At 54.1% G+C, this 19,319-nt stretch carries 18 protein-coding genes; 5 read left to right on the top strand and 13 right to left on the bottom strand.

Annotation, left to right across the window (positions count from 1 at the left end; translation table 11 throughout):
• The 7 genes from QZ554_RS03490 to htpG form a co-directional block, all read right to left on the bottom strand.
• Positions 1-756, bottom strand: a 756-nt coding sequence (locus QZ554_RS03490) for a polysaccharide deacetylase family protein (RefSeq protein WP_297194428.1), incomplete at its 3' end; no start/stop codon positions are given.
• Between the two features lie 38 nt (positions 757-794).
• A complete protein-coding gene (locus QZ554_RS03485) occupies positions 795-1,817 on the bottom strand; it encodes an NAD(P)H-dependent glycerol-3-phosphate dehydrogenase (RefSeq protein ID WP_297194426.1) in 1,023 nt (340 codons plus the stop codon).
• A 241-nt stretch (positions 1,818-2,058) separates the two neighbouring features.
• Positions 2,059-3,780, bottom strand: coding sequence for a lysine--tRNA ligase (lysS, locus tag QZ554_RS03480; protein WP_297194424.1), 1,722 nt, complete (start codon positions 3,778-3,780; stop codon positions 2,059-2,061).
• 166 nt (positions 3,781-3,946) lie between these two features.
• Entirely contained in the window at positions 3,947-4,852 is a 906-nt protein-coding gene (locus QZ554_RS03475) for an FKBP-type peptidyl-prolyl cis-trans isomerase (RefSeq protein WP_297194422.1), read from the bottom strand.
• A 35-nt stretch (positions 4,853-4,887) separates the two neighbouring features.
• Positions 4,888-5,694: an FKBP-type peptidyl-prolyl cis-trans isomerase gene (locus QZ554_RS03470; RefSeq protein ID WP_297194420.1), complete on the bottom strand. Its 807-nt coding sequence runs from the start codon at positions 5,692-5,694 to the stop codon at positions 4,888-4,890.
• Positions 5,695-5,697: 3 nt separating this feature from the next.
• Positions 5,698-6,288 (bottom strand): FKBP-type peptidyl-prolyl cis-trans isomerase, encoded by a 591-nt coding sequence (locus QZ554_RS03465; RefSeq protein ID WP_297194418.1) that lies wholly within the window; start codon positions 6,286-6,288, stop codon positions 5,698-5,700.
• A 415-nt stretch (positions 6,289-6,703) separates the two neighbouring features.
• Positions 6,704-8,761, bottom strand: a complete 2,058-nt coding sequence (gene htpG / locus QZ554_RS03460; protein ID WP_297194416.1) for a molecular chaperone HtpG — start codon at positions 8,759-8,761, stop codon at positions 6,704-6,706.
• Between the two features lie 636 nt (positions 8,762-9,397).
• On the opposite strand from htpG, the gene QZ554_RS03455 reads away from it, so the two are divergent.
• The 4 genes from QZ554_RS03455 to QZ554_RS03440 all read left to right on the top strand — a co-directional run bounded on the left by QZ554_RS03455 (position 9,398) and on the right by QZ554_RS03440 (position 12,087).
• Positions 9,398-10,054 carry a hypothetical protein gene (locus QZ554_RS03455; RefSeq protein WP_297194414.1) on the top strand — a complete coding sequence of 219 codons (657 nt, stop codon included), beginning with the start codon at positions 9,398-9,400 and terminating at the stop codon, positions 10,052-10,054.
• Positions 10,055-10,103: 49 nt separating this feature from the next.
• Positions 10,104-10,760, top strand: coding sequence for a hypothetical protein (locus tag QZ554_RS03450; protein ID WP_297194412.1), 657 nt, complete (start codon positions 10,104-10,106; stop codon positions 10,758-10,760).
• A gap of 109 nt (positions 10,761-10,869) precedes the next feature.
• The gene (locus QZ554_RS03445; RefSeq protein ID WP_297194410.1) at positions 10,870-11,466 is read left to right on the top strand and encodes a hypothetical protein; all 597 of its coding nucleotides are present in this window, start codon (positions 10,870-10,872) and stop codon (positions 11,464-11,466) included.
• Between the two features lie 18 nt (positions 11,467-11,484).
• The gene (locus tag QZ554_RS03440; RefSeq protein ID WP_297194407.1) at positions 11,485-12,087 is read left to right on the top strand and encodes a hypothetical protein; all 603 of its coding nucleotides are present in this window, start codon (positions 11,485-11,487) and stop codon (positions 12,085-12,087) included.
• Between the two features lie 158 nt (positions 12,088-12,245).
• Here the strand turns inward: QZ554_RS03440 and QZ554_RS03435 are convergent, their stop codons facing one another.
• The 5 genes from QZ554_RS03435 to QZ554_RS03415 all read right to left on the bottom strand — a co-directional run bounded on the left by QZ554_RS03435 (position 12,246) and on the right by QZ554_RS03415 (position 16,321).
• Positions 12,246-14,288, bottom strand: a complete 2,043-nt coding sequence (locus QZ554_RS03435; RefSeq protein ID WP_297194405.1) for a M3 family metallopeptidase — start codon at positions 14,286-14,288, stop codon at positions 12,246-12,248.
• Positions 14,289-14,441: 153 nt separating this feature from the next.
• Positions 14,442-14,579, bottom strand: coding sequence for a hypothetical protein (locus QZ554_RS03430; RefSeq protein ID WP_297194403.1), 138 nt, complete (start codon positions 14,577-14,579; stop codon positions 14,442-14,444).
• Positions 14,580-14,696: 117 nt separating this feature from the next.
• A complete protein-coding gene (locus QZ554_RS03425; protein WP_297194401.1) occupies positions 14,697-15,116 on the bottom strand; it encodes a VOC family protein in 420 nt (139 codons plus the stop codon).
• Between the two features lie 257 nt (positions 15,117-15,373).
• A complete protein-coding gene (locus tag QZ554_RS03420) occupies positions 15,374-15,769 on the bottom strand; it encodes a DUF2752 domain-containing protein (RefSeq protein WP_297194400.1) in 396 nt (131 codons plus the stop codon).
• Between the two features lie 210 nt (positions 15,770-15,979).
• The gene (locus QZ554_RS03415) at positions 15,980-16,321 is read right to left on the bottom strand and encodes a TM2 domain-containing protein (RefSeq protein WP_297194399.1); all 342 of its coding nucleotides are present in this window, start codon (positions 16,319-16,321) and stop codon (positions 15,980-15,982) included.
• Positions 16,322-17,511: 1,190 nt separating this feature from the next.
• Here QZ554_RS03415 and QZ554_RS03410 point away from each other — a divergent pair.
• Positions 17,512-18,474 carry a hypothetical protein gene (locus QZ554_RS03410; protein WP_297194398.1) on the top strand — a complete coding sequence of 321 codons (963 nt, stop codon included), beginning with the start codon at positions 17,512-17,514 and terminating at the stop codon, positions 18,472-18,474.
• A 365-nt stretch (positions 18,475-18,839) separates the two neighbouring features.
• Here the strand turns inward: QZ554_RS03410 and rplQ are convergent, their stop codons facing one another.
• Positions 18,840-19,313 carry a 50S ribosomal protein L17 gene (rplQ, locus tag QZ554_RS03405; RefSeq protein ID WP_297194396.1) on the bottom strand — a complete coding sequence of 158 codons (474 nt, stop codon included), beginning with the start codon at positions 19,311-19,313 and terminating at the stop codon, positions 18,840-18,842.
• Positions 19,314-19,319 lie beyond the last annotated feature (6 nt).

Genomic DNA, 19,319 nt, shown 5'->3' with positions numbered 1-19,319 from the left:
CTTGAAGGCAGAGATCCATTTGCTGAGACGCTCCTTCATCCCTTCTCCTGAATTATTGCGAACGATAAAGGGGAGCTTGAGCTCGGGGTGGTCACCCAGCAGATAAAACTCCCATGGGTGGAAGTAGACAACCAGGTAGCCATCGTGCCTAAGCGTGCGCCGACAGAGCCAGCGATATAGCCCAAAGGGTAGATTGTGACACGATAGCCAAAAGAGCGGGAAACGTAAGATGGGCGTTACCGAAGCAGGGATCTGAAGTATCCCCTCCTTCATGAAGTAGGTTCGAGGTGCAGATAGGTGCATGTACCGGCCAGGGATGAAGGTGGGGTTTAGGGAGGAATTGTAGGTATATCCTGCCCTCTGCACCTCTTGCTCTGCTACGGGCATCATACGTGCCTGACGATAGCCACGTATAGTGACACCAGTCTGTGTCTCTAGGGCATCCTTGCTTCGCTTTAGATCTGCAGTCTCAAAGGTCCAGTGGTAGTAGCCATGCGAGGCAAGTTCATGTCCTTCGTCGAGGAGACGGGTGATGACAGCTGGGGCAAGTTGAGCAAAGTTAGCTGTAGAGAAGAAAGTCGCTTTTACCTGATGCTCCTTTAGGATATCTAGGATAGCCTCTGTACCTGCTATCGAGATACGTGCTTGCTCCTCCATCGGTAGCTCCACACCATGCTCCCTCGGTACGTCGAACTCCTCAATGTCGAAGCTGAGGAGGATGCGACGTGGAGATGTCTGTTCTTTACCTCTGCTCATTAGTGCATAATCATAAGGATTGTCTTCCACTGGATGGCTTACTTAAAGAGCGCAGCTAGCTTCGTGACGCTTGCCTCGACTGGAGCACCTTCGTAGAGGATCTCATAGACGGTGTTGCAGATGGGCATGGTCACTTGGTAGCGTTGGTTGATCTCGTGGATGCACTTAGCTCCGTAGTATCCTTCGGCTACCATGTTCATCTCCATCTGGGCTGCGCGTACGCTGTAGCCCTTCCCGATCATGTTCCCAAAGGTGCGGTTACGGCTGTAGCTGGAGTAAGCCGTCACGAGTAGGTCTCCGAGGTAGACGGACTCAGTGACATCACGGTTCAGTAGGTGAACTGTCCCGACGAAATGACTCATCTCTGCGATAGCATTGGAGATAAGGACAGACTGGAAGTTGTCCCCCTTGTTCATGCCATGGCATATCCCTGCGGCGATGGCATAGATGTTCTTGAGCACGGCTGCGTACTCTATGCCTACGACGTCACGGCTTACAGCGCAGTGAACGTAGTCATTGCTGAAGAGCTCCTCGCTAAGCACCTTGGCCTTGCCGAGGTCGAAGCATCCTACAGTCAAGTAGGACATCCGATCCTTAGCTATCTCCTCGGCATGGCAAGGCCCTGCGATGACCCCTATCTGACCAGGGCGTAGCTCCTTGTATTCCTGTAGGTAGTCGGAGATAAGGATGTTCTCCTCAGGTACCATCCCCTTGATCGCATTGATGATGAGCTTGGTGCGGATGACCGAGGTACGTACTCGCTTGAGGTAGTAGCGGATGTAGGGGGAGGGGGTGGCCAAAATCACCGTGTCACAGGCACGGAAGAAGTCATTGACATCTGAGTCGGTAAAGAAGGTGATACGAGAGGTATCGAACGTCACCGAGGTCAGATAGTTGGGGTTATGCTTGAGGCGGGTAAACTCCTTGATGTGATTGGCCGTACGAAGGAGCCAGTTGAGGTGTGGCTGCCTCGTCAAGACGATCTTAGCCAAGGCTGTTGCCCAGCTCCCTCCTCCGAGGATGCCTATACGTCCGGGTAGGTTTGAAGAGACTTCTGCCATGATACTAAATCCTTGCAGTGCGGTGAATAGGGTACTCCAAAGCCGGCTGCGCTATCTGTGACTCTGCCCAGTGGCGGTCACTCAGATGGCTCGTGATACCTGCAGTGGCACTACATATATTATGCTGTTGCACTCTATATGCACCCTGTAGAGTAGAGATATTAACTAGCGATGCTACGTACATCTTCGCTGCCGAAGTGGCTATGGATAGGCCTTTATTATAGGCCTCTCCATAGTCCTTTTACTCAGTCCAAGCCGTCACCTCTTCTAGGGTAATGGCTGGGAGCTCTAGCTTATACTTCTTCTTGATGTCCATGAGTTGCTGGAGTAGGCGACCGGGCCTCTCCTCAGCCTTTACAGCTGAGAGTGTCAGGTAGCCTGCCTTATGCAGTACGGGTACCCATTCCTCGGGAATACCTGCAGAGGCAAAGACCTCCTTCTTGTCACGAGGTAGGACCTTCTCGGGTCGCATCTGAGGGAAGAGTAGTACTTCCTGAATGCTTTCTTGTCCTGTCAGGAGCATGACCAGACGATCCATACCTATGCCCATACCGCTAGTGGGGGGCATGCCGTACTCAAGGGCACGGAGGAAGTCAGCGTCGATGAACATAGCCTCGTCATCGCCCTTCTCTGAGAGACGGAGCTGATCCTCGAAGCGCTCACGCTGGTCGATGGGGTCATTGAGTTCGGAGTAGGCATTGGCAAGTTCCTTACCATTGACCATGAGTTCGAATCTCTCCGTGAGGAGTGGATTCGTGCGATGCTCCTTAGTTAGAGGGGACATCTCCTTGGGGTAATCGGTAATGAAGGTAGGCTGGATATAGCTTCCCTCACACTCCTCTCCGAAGATTTCGTCGATGAGCTTACCCTTACCCATTGTATCATCGACCTCTATGCCGAGGCTCTTGCAGGTAGCACGTAGCTCCTCCTCGTTCATGCCACTGACATCGATACCTGTATGCCCCTTGATGGCATCGAGCATCGTGATTCTGCGATAGGGAGCCTTGAAGTCGATCTCACGCTCTCCGACCTTGACCTTTGTGGTACCAAGCACACTGAGGCAGATATGCTCTAGCATCTGCTCCGTGAAGCTCATCATCCAGTCGTAGTCCTTGTAGGAGACATAGATCTCCATAGCGGTGAACTCGGGATTGTGCGTACGGTCCATACCCTCGTTGCGGAAGTTACGGCTGAACTCATAGACTCCCTCGAAGCCCCCTACGATGAGACGCTTGAGATAGAGCTCATTGGCGATACGCAGATAGAGGGGGATGTCTAGTGCATTGTGGTGCGTGATGAAGGGTCTTGCAGCTGCACCACCGGGTATGGGCTGTAGGACGGGAGTATCAACCTCGATATAGCCACGGTCGTTGAAGAACTGACGCATGGCATTGAAGATGCGAGTACGCTTGAGGAAGATCTCCCGTACGTGTGGATTGACTACGAGGTCTACATAACGCTGGCGGAAGCGTAGCTCGGGGTCGGTAAAGCTGTCGAAGACCTCACCGTCCTTCTCCTTAACGACGGGGAGGGGGCGCAGAGCCTTCGATAGGAAGGTGAGTGAGTGAGCTTGTACAGAGATCTCGCCCATCTGTGTGCGGAAAACTTCTCCCGAGACACCGATGAAGTCACCAATGTCCATGAGCTTCTTCACTACACTATTATATAGAGTCTTGTCCTCACCTGGGCAAAGGTCATCTCTCGTGATGTAGATCTGGATACGTCCAGTCGAGTCCTGTAGCTCTAGGAAGGAGGCCTTGCCCATGATACGGCGGCTCATCACTCGACCTGCTACACTGACGGCTCGGCGAGGTGCTTCGTCCTCGAAGGTATCTAGTATCTCACGGGCATATCCCGTGACCTTATACTCCTCTGCGGGATAGGGGTTAATACCAAGGTTGCGAAGCTCCTCTAGGCTACGACGGCGGAAGATTTCCTGCTCGCTCAGCTCTAAGATATTCATTTCTTAATCTATGCTGTCTGAATATTTACTTTTCTCGTTAGCACAAAGATACGTCATTTATCTCAAAGAATTAGTAGAGGAGCCCCTATAGAAAGGCTCAGGAGATTCCCCCTCGTGGGGAAGCCTCCTGAGCCTTTCTGTATTGTGCTCGTTTCGTGTGCCTCGACTAGAGCTCTGTAGAGTCTGCACTAGCCTCAGCGACGGCAGGCATGATCTTCACGAGCTCAATCTCGAAGACGAGGGTGCTGAAGGGCGGGATCTTCTCTCCTGCATAGCGTGCACCATAGGCTAGGTCTGAGGGGATAACCACCTTGACCTTACCACCAGGCTTCATGAGCTGTAGGATCTCTGTCCAGCCCTTGATCACGCCGTCTACACGGAACTCAGCAGGCTTGCCCTTAGACTCGTCGAAGACAGTGCCGTCGATGAGCTTACCTACATAGTTCACCTGTACCATATCGGTAGCAGCGGGAGCGTTACCATTACCTTCCTTGAGAACCTGATAGGCTAGACCGCTAGCTGTGGTCTGTACACCAGCTTCCTTCTTGTACTCGGCCATGAAGGCAGCACCCTTGGCCTTGTTCTCACCATACTGCTCTTCCATCTGCTTTTCCATTTCAGCTTCGTACTTCTTACGGTCAGCTTCAGCCTTGATGTCGTAGTACTTCTGAGCGATAGCACCTAGGCTGTCAGCCAGAGTAACACGAGAGGCAGAGTCTGCGCTCAGAGCCTTCTTGAAGCCGGCCATGAAGATAGCCTTCTTTAGGACAGAGTCGTCCTTGAAGCGCATAGCAGCCTGTACACCCTGCATCTGACCGACGTAGTACCAGAGCTTGGTGGTGTCGCTGTTGAAGCCTTCTTCGAAGCCCTTGAAGAATAGAGCGGAGTCTACGTTCTCTCCTTGAGCCTGTGCGCCCTTGATGGCATTAAGTAGTTCGCTAGCGTTGCCGAAGCCTACGGCATAGGATACGCTGTCAGCGTTGTCCTTGAGGTTGGCATTCCCACCCTTGTCACAAGAGTAGAGACCGAGTGCCATAGCTGTAGCAGCTAGGAGGATTGAAATCTTCTTCATTGTTGTCTATTGATATTAATAGTTTGTATTCGTTGCTATCTTTTTCGTCCGAGGGACTTCTTTTTGGCTGGGGTGTTCTTGGCTGGTTGCTCGGTAGCAGGCTCCTCGCTAGGAGTTGCCACTTCCTTGCTCTGATAGGGCTTGACCTCCAATAGCTCTATCTCAAAGAGTAGGGGCGCATTGGCAGGAATCACTCCTCCAGCACCTCGGTCGCCATAGGCTAGTGAGGGGGGGATGAGGAACTCATACTTCGCTCCTCGGGTCATCAGTGCCATCCCCTCTGTCCATCCGGGGATAACGTCCCCGAGGGAGAAGGTCGCAGGCTCGCCACGCTCATAGGAGTTGTCGAAGACCTTACCACTAGCTAGCTTTCCGATGTAGTTCACCACCACGGTGTCCTGCTGTGTCGGGCGAGGTCCCTGTGAAGCTCGTAGTATGCGGTACTGCAGCCCGCTCTCGGTGACCTTGACTCCCTCCTTGCTCTTGTTGGCATTGAGGATAGAGTCAGCTGTGGCAAGGGAGGCCTTACGCTGAGCCTCACGGATGCTCATGTAGTAGTTTTCGAAGATGCGCTTAGCCTCCTCGGCAGAGATCTTGCTAGGCTCCCCGAGGAAAGCATCCGAGAAGCCCTGGATCATCTGTCGTCTATCCATCGAGTCACCAGGAGCCTGAGCGGCAGCCTCGGCAAAAGCCTCGCTACTGAGCATGCCAAAGGCATAGGACACAGAGTCCCGCTGAGTGAGGAGCCCCGTGGAGGTCGCTTTCTTCTTGACAGAGCATGCGCCTAGACCTAGGCATAGACCTCCGAGTAGGAGTGTATAGAGTGGGGTAGAGCCTTTCATAGCTTACTTGGCAGCGATGGCGATGAGCTCGATGATGAAGATCAGTGTGCTCCCTGGCTGGATCATCTGTCCTGCACCACGATCACCGTAGGCTAGGTCAGCAGGGATCACGACCTTCCACTTAGACCCTACGGGCATGAGCTGGAGGATCTCTGTCCACCCCTTGATGACGCCCTGAAGAGGGAAGGTAGCTGTCTCACCACGATCCATCGAGCTGTCGAAGACCTGACCATTGATGAGCGTACCGTGGTAGTGGCACTCTACGGAATCGGTGAGCTGGGGCTTAGGCCCTTCACCCATCTTGATGACCTCGTACTGGAGACCACTGGGTAGGGTCGTCACACCAGCCTTGTGGCTGTTGATCTTGAGGAACTCCTCCCCAGCCTCCTTGTTACGCTCTATGGCACGGCGCTGTACGTCCTGGAAGTAATTGTTGATGACCTCCTTGGCTTCCTCATAGCTCATCTCTGGCTGCCCCTCCTCATATACGGTGCGAAAGGCCGTAAGGAAGTCCTCAAAGTTGATCTCCTCAAAGCCGGAAGCTCGGAAGTTCTGACCGATGCTCAGCCCTAGGGCGTAGCTTACCTTGTCCATGTCTATTTTATCCTATTTATATAATGTAATAATCTGTTTGTATAGGGGTAGTAACGCTACCCCCAGCTATCGAGGCACAAAGTTAATGATTTCTCGGGATAAAGTGAGCCTGATACCCATACCATCGAAATGGTACTTTCACCCGCTAAGTGCTACATAGGTATGGACGTTCATATGTCTCTAGTTAGGGGGATGAAAACGAACATACTGAGAGCGCTGATGCGCTCTCAGTAAGAACGCCTCCGTCACCTTACATAGGTGACCGAGGCGTTCATTATAGGAGCGTAGAGCCGGACTAATGCTCTGATAGATCTAATAGGTCTAATCAGCCTAATGGGGTGATTAGAAAGAAGACCAGCCCTGCTGACACGAAGGTCAATAGGGCTGGTCGGATGTGATACCTTGTAGGAAAGGGCTATAGGAGCTGCTGGCTACGGCGAATGAAGGCGGCTAGTGCCTCACCCGTCAGTAGCCCACTACCTAGGAGTGCAAGGTCTACCAGCTGACCAACAAGGGGCTCTCGGTCTCCGAAGGCTCGGAGCTCGGCATTGATCTTACCCTCTATCTCAGCCTGCTTGGCAGCTAGTGCGGAGAGCTCTTCGCGCTCAGTGGCAGTGACCTCCTCGGGCTTCTTGGCAGACTGTGCAGAGCGTGCATCCTCTACGAGCTTTGTCTGCTCGGCAAGCTCTGTACGTAGGCTCTGGAGCTTGGGCTCGATCTCACTCTTCTCCGAGGAGAGGAGGCGTGAGAGGAGGGCATGGTCGGTATTGAGTACGACGTTGTAGCCCTCGGGGAGGTCGCCATAGAAGTTCATCCCTGGCTGTAGACGTGCCATCTCCTGCATACGGCGCATGAATTCGCCCTGAGTGATCAGTACGGCATCCGCCTCTGCTCCTAGTGCCTCGAAGACGACACTATAGTTACGCTTCTCGTCCTTGGGCAGGCGAGCCTTGAAGATCTCTGAGAGCGTCTTCTGCTCCTCTACCGATAGGTGGCTTTCCTTAGCTTCATCCTTGACGATGAGCTTGGCGATGGAGTCAGAGTCTACACGTACGAAGCGGGTCTTCTCTAGCTTCTGCTCCAGCTGAGAGATAGCATGGACGTCAAGTGGCCCATCGAGGACAAGGACTGAGTAGCCCTTCTCTCTGGCTCGCTCGATAGCGCTGTACTGCCCCTCCTTGTCGTTGGTGTAGAGCCATACGAGCTGTCCATCCTTGTCTGTCTGCTCGCTCTCGGTGAGGGTACGATACTCCTCGAGAGTGAAGTACTTACCATCGAGGTCGGTGAGCAGGTCAAACTTCACAGCACGCTCATAGAACTTCTCATCAGATAGCATCCCATACTGGACGAAGACCTTGAGGCTCTCCCACTTCTCCTCGAAGAGAGGACGCTCGTTGCGGAAGAGTTCATCTAGGCGATCAGCTACCTTCTTAGCGATGTGATTCGAGATTTTCTTCACCTGCGCATCGCTCTGTAGGTAGGAGCGGGAGACGTTCAGGGGAATATCTGGCGAGTCAAGTACCCCATGCAGTAGGGTGAGGTACTCGGGGACGATACCCTCGACCTCTTCGGTGACGAAGACTTGGTTGGCATAGAGCTGGATCTTGTTACGCTGTAGCTCCATCTGGTTCTTCACCTTGGGGAAGTAGAGGATACCAGTGAGGTTGAAGGGGTAGTCTACGTTGAGGTGGATCCAGAAGAGTGGCTCTTCGAAGGTCTGAGGATAGAGCTGATGGTAGAACTGTATGTAGTCCTCATCCTTGAGCTCGCTAGGCTTCTTCGTCCAGGCAGGGTGAGTATCGTTGATCTGGTTGTCCTCCTCAGTATCTACGTAGGCACCATCCTTCCACTCTTGCTTCTTGCCGAAGATGATGGGGATGGGGAGGAACTTGCAGTACTTGTTCAGCAGCGCAGAGAGGCGGTCACGGGATAGGAACTCCTCGCTCTCGCTGTCTATGTGCAGGATGATGTCCGTCCCACGCTCGGTGCGACTGCCAGCCTCCAGGATGTACTCTGGGCTACCCTCACAGCTCCAGTGGACAGCCTCTGCACCCTCCTTGTAGGACTTGGTCTGGATCTCCACACGGCTGGAGACCATGAAGGAAGAATAGAAGCCCAGCCCGAAGTGACCTATGATGGCGACCTTGTCATCCTTGTACTTGTCGAGGAACTCCTCTGCTCCCGAGAAGGCGATCTGATTGATGTACTTCTCTACCTCCTCTGCTGTCATCCCGATACCACGGTCACTGACAGTGATGGTCTTGGCCTCGGGGTCGAAGCTGATACGTACATCTAGTTCCCCGAGCTCCCCCTTGTATTCGCCTGCCGAGGCTAGTGTGCGTAGCTTCTGCGAAGCATCGACTGCGTTGGAGACGAGTTCGCGCAGGAATATATCGTGCTCACTGTACAGGAACTTCTTGATGACGGGGAAGATATTCTCACTCGTTACCCCGATCTTACCTTGCTTGCTCATACGTTGGTCTTATCTTGTCTATAATTTGATGTATACATGAAAAGTACAGAGGCGAGGACAAAGCTAATGCCATTGTCCTCGCCTCTGTCATTATGTCATTGGGTACACAGGGCTGACGTATGAAATCACCATAGTGCGAGGGCAAAGTCGTCAAGGAGCATACGCCGAAGATAGAAGTATCTATGTCCCAGCATAGATATGCCAAGCGAACACCTCCTACCTAGGAGGGATGAGTATACACGTGTGTACACAACTGTATACCCACGTGTACACAACTGTATACACGCGTGTACACAAGTGCGCTCTAAGTATCTCCTCTCTAGGGCTCGTTTGTAGGTCTGTTTCTTGGGAATAGCCTAGGATCTTTAGTGATGGGCTAAGGCTCTCTAGGATATGAAGCGATACTCCCGAAGATCCAAAGGCAGGAGTGTACGAGCGAGATCATGCGTCAGCCCTGCCCCCTTTGCGGGGATACCCCTATAGTTTCGGCTAAGGAAAAAGACTACCTTTACCTCAAAATAAAGGAAGAACCAACAAGGACAGCATACACCGTGCGATGAAGGTAATCCCAATCATACAAGGACTAGCGTACAACTACAGACATCATACAATACTCTACCTATAACAAGCAATCCCATGATCAGAAAAAGACCCTTATTCATTCTCCTACTCCTCTCGGTCGTCCTCCTCAGCAGCTACTCACAGGAGCAGAAGCGCAAGGGGTGGTCAGAGTGTAGACCCAAGCCCGAGAGCCTCAAACTACAAAAGGAGGTTATAGAGATGCTCATACGCAACCCTATATATAATCGAGACACCCTCCTGGCGGCTCTTGAGTTGTGCAATCGGGCTATCCAGCTAGACTCCTCCTTCTGGATGGCATATGAAAACAAGGCTGAGATCCATGCACGCCTAGGACAAAGAGCAGAAGCGATCCAAGCCACCCTCGAGTATAAGCCCAACTCACCCGAATCTATGGTACGCGCTGGGATGCTCACTGAGCAAGGCGGGGATACCCTACAGGCGAGGCGTTACTACGAGCAGGCTCTTGCCCTCAATATGGGAGAAGAGCGTCCCTATTACTACAATGAGCGTGCTGCTATGAGTAGCCAGTGCTTCATCAAGGCGCTGCTCCATCGCCAGGCTGAGGCACTAGCCGACTGGGATAGACTCACTCGGGAATATCCCGTAGACTCTGCCGAACAAGAGGAAACGCGCCTTATCCGCGCTATGATCGAAAAGTTCCCACGTGATAGCGTGGTCAGGACCTTCTGGCAGAGTGGCTCGATGCAGTAGTCCTCCCCTATCCATCAATTGAAATACTATGATTCCGAGCAAAAAACTAATGAAGCAAATTCTACTGAGGCTCTTCTTGCTTCTCTTACCTCCTACTTGGGCAGCTGGACAGAGCCCTGCTACCCCTTCGGATCAACATACTGATCCCCTAACGCTCCAGTACGAGGAGCAGCTAGACCGGAGCCTCCCCTTCCGCTCGCTTCTGCGGAGCTCCACAGTAGGAGCAGACACCCTCGAGTATGAGGGGAGACGCTACCCCCTAGCGGTCTCACCTCTGGTGTCGCTACGTGGCTACACCCAGCTACTAGAGCAGAACGACTTCATCGTCATTGGTTTCGGGTTACGTTGTACCAATATCGGAGTATCTTGTAGCTGGGTCGTGAGGGATGGTGCACTATACCTTAGCTCTGTCCGACCCTATGGGAGTGCCCAGGAGCTCACGGATCAGACACTCGCCTCGACCTCTGCCACCGAAGAGCTATCACCCTGGATCTTTCGCCTACGCTCCTTCCTAAGAGGCGGGCAAGGGGATACTCCGTTCTGTGCTGAATGGTTCGATGGGACGCTCCGAGCCCGTATAGCAGAAGACCGCAAGGCCTCCTCGGCTATACAGCATGAGCTCTTACTCACCTTCAATCAGGGAAAGCTCGTCGCCCTACAACGAATCGCAATCCAAGTGCTCGAAAAGAAAACGTTCAGCAAGTAACCTCCCCCTCATCAGCTCGCTCAATTATCGTCTTGCTCTCTTCACTTGTCCCAACCAACATACACAGCTGGTCCGACACTCCACACTCAGAAACTAAAGCTCACGACCCATGAAGCGACTGCTCTTCCTCCTCCTTACCCTCCTCCACTACACAGCTTGGAGTCAGGTGTACAATGCTCCTGACTCCATCTATGTCGCGAGCGGCGCAGTCTATATTCCACCCATATCGGGGGAACCCATATACCTCCTTGCCTCGCCACTACGCCCGGGGAAGATACGGGGAAGTAAGATAAGAACCCGAGACTGGGTCAAGGTGGACTATTCTGATGAGAATAATATCATTACTATAGGGTTTGGAGACTCTCTGATCTTGGAGAACCGACTTGTCTACTATGCGGCTGGATTTCCTGGAATGAAGGAATACGAACTCTACTATAAGGGGACGGGGGAGGAGATCACCAAGGAGGACTTCGACTCAATCAAGTTCACCCGTATGCCTACGGCTCTTCGTGAGATCAAGAAGTATAAGCTACCACGAACAAGGCGCACCTTGGGGGAAGTCGATCGATGGCAACACCTTCACCTCTTCGTCATCGAGCACGACAAGAAGGCTGACCGCTACTATAAGTACCGCATAGCCCTCGTGATCTACATGGACTATGATCACCCTGAGGCCTATCACCCTGAGGCCTGCATAATACACTAATGCAAGCATGAGCGCCCCATGAAGCGACTACTCTTCCTCCTCCTTACCCTCCTCCACTGCACAGCGTGGGGTCAGGTGTACAACACTCCTGACTCTATCTATATCTATGTCGTGAGTTCGGGTGTCTATATTCCTCCCGTATCGGGAGAGCCCATATACCTCCTTGCCTCACCACTACGCCCAGTGAAGACACGAGGGAGCAAAATAAGAACCCGAGACTGGGTCAAGGTGGACTTCTCTGAAGACAACAATTTCATGGTTGTAGGATCTGGGGACAGCTTAGTCATTGAGAACTTCTTTGCCTACTATGCGGCTGGATTCCCTGAGATGAAGGAATATGAGCTCTACTACAAGGGGGCGGGAGAGGAGATTACCAAGGAGGACTTTGACTCAATCAAGTTCACCCGTATGCCTACGGCTCTTCGTGAGATCAAGAAGTATAAGCTACCACGAACAAGGCGCACCTTGGGGGAAGTCGATCGATGGCAACACCCTCACCTCCTCGTCGTCGAGCACGACAAGAAGGCTGGCCGCTACTATAAGTACCGCATAGCCCTCGTGATCTACATGGACTATAATCACCCTGAGGCCTATCACCCTGGGATCTGCATAATACACTAATGCAAGCATGAGCGCCCCATGAAGCGGTGACTCCCGTCACCCACAGGGTCGCTCCTAGGTTATCGCCTAGATGGATACAGCCAGAGAGGGGGTATTTCCCCTCTCTGGCTGTATCTATTTGGATATGAGTAACACCTCCGCAAGTGGAGGGCGAGACGCTAAGCCTTCACCCCATCCCGACGCAGCAGAGCATCGATCGTAGGCGCCTTGCCACGGAAGGCCTCATAGAGCTGCTCGGCATCACGCTTATCCCCCTCGGAGAGCACCTCACGGCGGAAGCGTCCAGCCGTCTTACGACTGAAGATACCCTCCTCCTGAAAGGCTGCGAAGGCATCCGCATCCAGCACCTCCGCCCACTTGTAGCCATAGTACCCCGCAGCATAGCCTCCGGAGAAGATATGCCCAAAGGAGGTACTCATCTGGCAGGGGGCAGGGCTAGGAGCTAGGAGCACAGCCCGCTGCCAAGCCTGCTCCTCGAAGGCCTTCGTATCCAGCCCCTCCCCGAGGGGCTCGGTGATCGTATGCCAAGCCATATCCAGATAGCCAAAGCTCAACTGACGGCAGGCAGCATAGCCGACGAGGAAGTGCCGAGCTTGCTCCATACGCTGGATGAGCTCCTCGGGCAGCGCCTCCCCGCTCTCATTGTGGCGGGCGAAGGTCAGGAGCCAGGTGCGCTCATCCAGCCAGTTCTCCATCAGCTGGCTGGGGAGCTCGACGAAGTCCCGTACGACATTCGTACCGCTAAGTGAGCTATAACGTGCCGAGGCAAACATCCCATGCAGAGCGTGCCCGAACTCATGTAGGAACGTACGCACCTCGCCCGGAGTGAGCAGTGCAGGGTGTCCCTCCGTAGGCGGAGTGAAGTTCATGACCAGCACGATATGCGGGCGGTGGTCCATGCCCTCGGCGCTGTGGTACTGCTCCTGGAGGTTGTTCATCCATGCCCCACTCTGCTTCCCCTCACGAGGGAAGAAGTCCGTGTAGAGGAGCCCGAGGTAGCTCCCATCGGCATCTGTCACCTCGTAGGCACAGACATCGGGATGGTAGAGGGGTAGATCAGGACGAGGAGTGAAGTGTATGCCATAGAGCGTCGTCGCTAGACCAAAAACAGCGTCCGAGACCCGAGAGAGCTCGAAGTAGGGGCGGAGCATCTCCTCGTCCAGCTCGTAGTAAGCCCTCTGATACTGCTGTGCCCAGTAGCTCCAGTCCCACGGCTGTAGGGGCTCTGTCTGCCCGTGCTCCCGAGCATAGGCCTCTACCCGAGCTAGCTCGTCCTCGGCGATGGGACGATAGGCGTCTAGGAGCTCATCTAGGAGCTGATAGACGGCCTCGGGTCGGCGTGCCATACGTAGGCGCAGAGCCTTCTCGGCATAGTTCTTAGCACCGAGGAGCTGGGCATACTCCAGACGCAGGTTCACCAGCTCACGGATGAGCTCCCTATTGTCATACTCATCTCCCGCCGCACCGACCGTCATCTTAGCCCGATACATCTCCTCACGGAGGCGACCGTCGGGGCAGTGCTGCATGAAGGGGAAGAAGCTCGGAGCAGCAAGGGTGAAGACCCAGCCCTCTCGCCCCTCCTCACGGGCAAGCGACTCGGCAGCACGCAGTGACGTCTCGGGCATCCCCTCGAGACTGCGGGCATCGGTGACGTGGAGGCGGAAGCGTTGCTGATCCTTGAGGTTGTTTTGGCTGAAGGTCAGGCTGAGCTCACTCATACGAGCTTGGATCTGCTTGAGTCGCTCCTTCGCCTCGGAGGGCAGAAGGGCACCCCGCTCTGTGAAGCCCTCGTAGGTGCGCTCCAGGAGGCGAAGATCCTCAGCATCCAGCGACAGCCCCTCACGCTCCTTCCACACCGAGCGGACACGCTCAAAGAGGGCATCGGAGAGCGTGATGAACGAGGAGAGAGCCGAGAGCCGAGGGGTGACCTCCTGACTGATGGCCATCAGCTCATCCGTAGCCGCTGCATGCAGGAGATTGAAGAAGATCCCCGACACCCACTCCAGCCGAGCACCACTACGCTCGAGGGCTGCAATGGTATTGGCGAAGGTAGGGCGATCCTCACTGGCGATGAGGGCTTGGATCTCCTGCTCCTTCTCCTGAATAGCTTGGTCAAAGGCTTCTCGGAAGTCCCCCACCTGTACTTGGTCAAAGGGGTACGCACCATGCGGTGTCGTCGTGGGCTGTAATAGGCTGTTCATCAGCATGCGAATGTTTGATAAATACGTGGTGGCTCTCCTCGGCTCATGTACTTAGGCACAGGAGAGAGGAGAGCCCTTTCTCGTCAAAACACCTGCGGTCACGATAGGGTTTACCCTTCGCCTCCGAGCCCGGGAGCTCGAGCACTCCATCCACTACCCTGGCTGGGGGCATGCTATAGGCTTGCGACGAAGCCCCCTCCATAGCTGGGCACACACCGCAGAGGTAGCGACCATCCCCTCACGTACACCTTCGGCGGGCAGGAGGGCACAGAGCTGGGTAGCTTCTTCCACCCTTACTATATATGAAGGGAATAGCTTTGGGAAAAGCGAACTAGCCGAGCAGACCTACGGCTCGGCTAGAAATATCGAAGGGATATAGATACGCTGCAGGGAGCAGGTCTGGCTGTACTAGAGGACGAGGTGCCCGTCGGCATCTAGGTGCCAATGGGGATTGTGGGCGACCTCGATCACATAGCCATCCAAGTCCCTAAAGTAGCCACTATAGCCACCCCAAAAGACCCGCTCGGCAGGCTTCACGACGACCGCCCCGAGTCGCTCTGCCTCCTGCATCACGGCATCGACCTCCTCTTCGGACACAGCGTTGTAGCTTAGGGTCATCCCCGAGAAGGGTGTCGGCTGGTAGCTCAATGTAGTATCTACCTCCAGTTCCTGTAGGGGATACAGACCCAGCACGATCCCACCGAGGAGGAAGAGCACGTAGTCCTCCATACTCTGCTCCGAAGGCTTCCAGCCCAAGCCTTCGTAGAAGGCCCGAGCTCTCCCGACGTCCTTTACTCCTAGCGTGATTAGGGTCAGTCTCTGTCTCATCTTTCTTTGCTTTGCCTCCCTCGGGAGGTGTTCTCATTTATTCTCTTGTCTTCGCTAGCCCCCCCTACCGAGGGGGTAGCTTCGGTGATGAAGCCTAGCCTACCCTACCTAGCGGGAGCAAGCTGTCCTGCCCTAGAGCCTAGGCCATCACTACCTCACCTCTACCCTTCGCCAACCCTACGGAGGGGGCTCCTCTCCCAACTGGGTGATACCTTGCTCGCTCCACGTAGCGCTCGTGACCCCCGCTACACGGGAGCTTAGCACCCGAGCAGGTTGCGCAAGATCCACCAAAGAATCACGAATCCCATCAGCAGACTCACGATATAGGGGCTTAGGAGGATGCCTCTTAGCCGAGGTGTCCGTGCCCCAAAGAAGGCATTGTAGAGGTAGAGCAGCATAAGGGGAACCATCACGATGAGCGCATAATTGTAGCGGATCGCCCCCAGCAGGTCACCCCGCAGGAAGGCTTGTCCCGCTCGTTGCAGTCCACAGCCAGGACAACGAGCCCCCGTGAGTGAAAGGAAAAGGCACGGCACCCCTCTATCCACACTCATCAGGAAAAGATCAAGGAGGAGCAAGCCGGCAAATACAAGGAACACAGCCGCCCGTCCTCCCCACTTCGTACTCAGCCAGCTGAAGTAATCCCTAGCCATAGATCTATCCATCTGCACCAAAAAGTCCGCACCCACGAGAGCTCCACACATCTAATAGACATAGGGCTCATCTCCGCACACTCGTGCAGGAGCTGAGCCCTATACTCTAGGTAGGCGCAAAGCCCCCGCCTAGTGTGGAGCGTAGGCACGTGTGTCCAGCCTCCACAGAGTCTAGCAGGACGGGGAGTGTAGATAGCGTGCATGTAGGCACTACATACTCAGACCCCGCATGAAGAGCTCCATATTCTTGCGCCTCGTGATATCCTGGATCTGGAACCAGTCAATGACAGCAAAGATCCCACAGCACCCTGCCGTAAGGAGCTTAGCGATCCCGATCCCCATATCCCCAAGGATAAAGCGGTCAATCCCGAGATAGCCCCCAAAGATCGACACGAGGAGCATCACCATCGGATCTCGGTACTCCATCGAGGAGATGATGAAGAAGCGAGCATCATCCAGCTGCATCAATTGTTCGCGAATGAAGGGGAGCTGTCTAGGCTCAAAGAACTTATGGTTGGTAACGAGGAACAGATCAACCTTCTGACTATCCATATTCTATCGATGTTATATGGTGAATAAGCTTACCACTCGACCAAGACGTCACGAGGGAGTCACGAGTGCAGCACACGAGCCAAAGAGGACAAATATCACCTCCCCCTCATCCCAAGCGTCTAGTCTACGAGGCAAAGGTACGATAATCCCAAGACTACCCTCTTCCTCTCCTCCATTCGGCTACAAGGGCTCACTCCGCTCCTACGCACCCTCCTTAGTCAGCGGCGCTAGGATAGGAAGCTCTGACTCGTTTTTGTCCTCCCGCAACCTCCGCTGATACGCACATGTAATCACCCCTCGAGAGGACATATAATGTTCGCTCCCGTCACCTATGTAAGGTGACGAGGACGAACATACCGAGTCCGCTCCTCCCTTCTCGGTATGTCCTCTAGCCCCCTCTTGATATGTGCGATACAGAGGGACTTAGCCAAGGGATCTGGCACACACCTCCCCCACCCCAACACTTCGCACACTCTAGGGGAGACCCGTGAGGACGATGTCGGGCACTTAGGAGGGCGAAGGGGGAGTGTGAAGAGATGACTTGAGACGCACAAGGAAGGCAAAGGCAATGCAAGAGAGCTATCGAAAAGAAGCAGAGCCCTATCGGTGGCCATATCAATCGGGGGAGAAAGGAGGGGCACTCCCCAGCGCAGGCTATGAGTATCCCGCAACAGAAGGGAGCAAAGCAAGGAGCTAGGAGGTCTAACGGTAGAGCTATAGCAAGGAATAGAGAAGCGAGAGGCGGGGAAATAGACAGAGCCAAAGCATGCTCTCTTTTAGTTCCTCCTCTCTTGGGCTCTTTGGGGCTATTATTCGTGTCCAGAGAAGTCTTAGAGGTATCCCCTAGAGAGCCTAGGGCTTAGCCCCGAGAAATAGACATACGGGAGAGGTCTACTGGGGACATACTTAGAGCGAGGTAGTGTACACGTGGGTACACTGTTGTATACACGTGGGTACACAATGGTATACACACGTGTATACTTTTTCCTCGTAGGTAGTAGAGGTATCCTCGACAACTCTACACCTAAGATAGAGGTGCTGCGACTTAGGCGGATGACTCTCGACGACTTCGTGCTCGATCTCTAGAGATGTGAAGCCTTAGCTCTGGGGAAATGGAGGGGTATAATGTTCTACAACTTTTATTACTTTTGCTCTATAGTTTGTTTCACCTTTTAACCTTTATGGCGTAGATGAAAAAGCCTTTACTATCTCTCCTAGTCGTTATCGCCAGCCTGTGCTCCTGCCTTAGCTTAGGTGCACAGACAAGGAAAGCAGGCCCTATTGCCTTCCTCCAGCGCTTCTACACCGCATATATCCGTTCGATAGACCGCATGCTCGAGTACGACCAGCGTGACTCAATCATCGCTACCGCCCTAACCCCCGAAATGCATGAGAAGGTACATCGGCTCATCGCTGCCACCGGCGTAGACCCCATACTCAGACAGCAGGATACACGAGCAGGACTTGAGAAGACCTTCCGTGCACGACAGCTCAAGGGAGATTGGTACGAAGTCTCTCTCGGCGAACCTGCAGAACTCATCCGCATCCCCCTACACCTCAAGCAGGGGCGTGGGCGCTATATAATCGACTTCATCACCCCACTCTGGCGAGGGGAGGAGTACGGCGATCACCTTATGGCTAATCCCCTAGCGAGCAGCACTACGATAGACAACAGCTCCGAGGCCGCCTTCATCCTCTCCTTCTATCGTCGATACCTCTCGGCTTACCTCTCGATGAGCCGTGATATGGGCGCTATCCTCTCCCAGCTCCGAGAGCAGTACTGCACGCTGGAGACGATCGGCCTACATCGCGAGCGAATGGAGTCAGGCGACCTAGAGGATGGCTACTACGATGTCTTGATCGACCAAGTGGACTTTGACCCGGCTTGGGTATCTTCGCTCCTAGTGCGCCCCCGACAAGGAGGTGGCTACGAAGTCTCCTACACGCAGCGCACAGAGAGCGAACCGATCCAGCATGTGATCCCCGTTCGTGCCGTCAAGGAGGATGGCCGAGGCTATCGCCTGCATGTGCTACGTGAGGACAAAGCCCAAGAGGTCACCCCCAGCAAAGCTCCCGAGGAGGTCAAGCCCCAACCTTCGACACTCAGCGAGCACGAAGCTCGTCGCCTACGCCAGGAGTACGGCGACCACTAACCCCAGCCCTCTAAAGGCCCCAACTTCCCAAGGGCAATACTAGAGCAATACTAGAGCCCCTGCTCTCTGGACAGCACCAGCCCCCCACCAAGAGCACAGACCATCTCCCCAGGAGGGAATATCCAGTATATCATCTACCACAAGGGAGCGTCCCTAGCTCCTCTGTGGTAGAAAGACGCCAAAGACCTATGATCTGATATAAACGGTTTATGTAGCCAGCAGACGACAGCAGGCAGTACCTCTTCGGCACTACCTGCTGAATAAGAAAAGCGTCTGTATCCTCAGTGAGGATGCAGACGCTTTTCGTGTCTCAGCTACTAGCTCCCGACCACGAGGGGACGGGGCTAGAGCATAGGGGGTGAATCTTACTCTGCGCTCTCAGCAGCAGGAGCAGCTGCCTCTGCTGCAGGCTTCGTAGAGCGACGTGAACGGCGGGTCTTAGGAGCAGCCTTCTTATCAGCCTTGTCCTTGAGCATGCCTTCGTTGTAGTCTACGAGCTCGATGAAGCAAACAGCAGCGTTGTCACCAAGGCGGTATCCCGTCTTGAGGATACGCGTATATCCACCTGGACGATCAGCGATCTTAGCAGCTACGGGGCCGAAGAGCTCCTTGAGGGCATACTTGTTCTGTAGCTCGGCGAAGACGATACGACGAGAGTGCGTCGAGTCATCCTTAGCGCGGGTCAGCAGAGGCTCTACATATACACGCAGGGCCTTGGCCTTAGCCACAGTGGTGAAGATCCGCTTGTGAAGGATCAGTGAGGCAGCCATATTGGAGAGCATGGCCTCACGGTGCGCCTTCTTGCGACCTAGGTGGTTGAATTTCTTATTATGTCTCATCTTACT

The sequence above is a fragment of the uncultured Porphyromonas sp. genome, assembly GCF_915070105.1.
GTDB lineage: Bacteria > Bacteroidota > Bacteroidia > Bacteroidales > Porphyromonadaceae > Porphyromonas.
The sequence above is the reverse complement of the archived record's forward strand: the minus strand, read 5'-3'. Positions and strand labels throughout refer to the sequence as shown.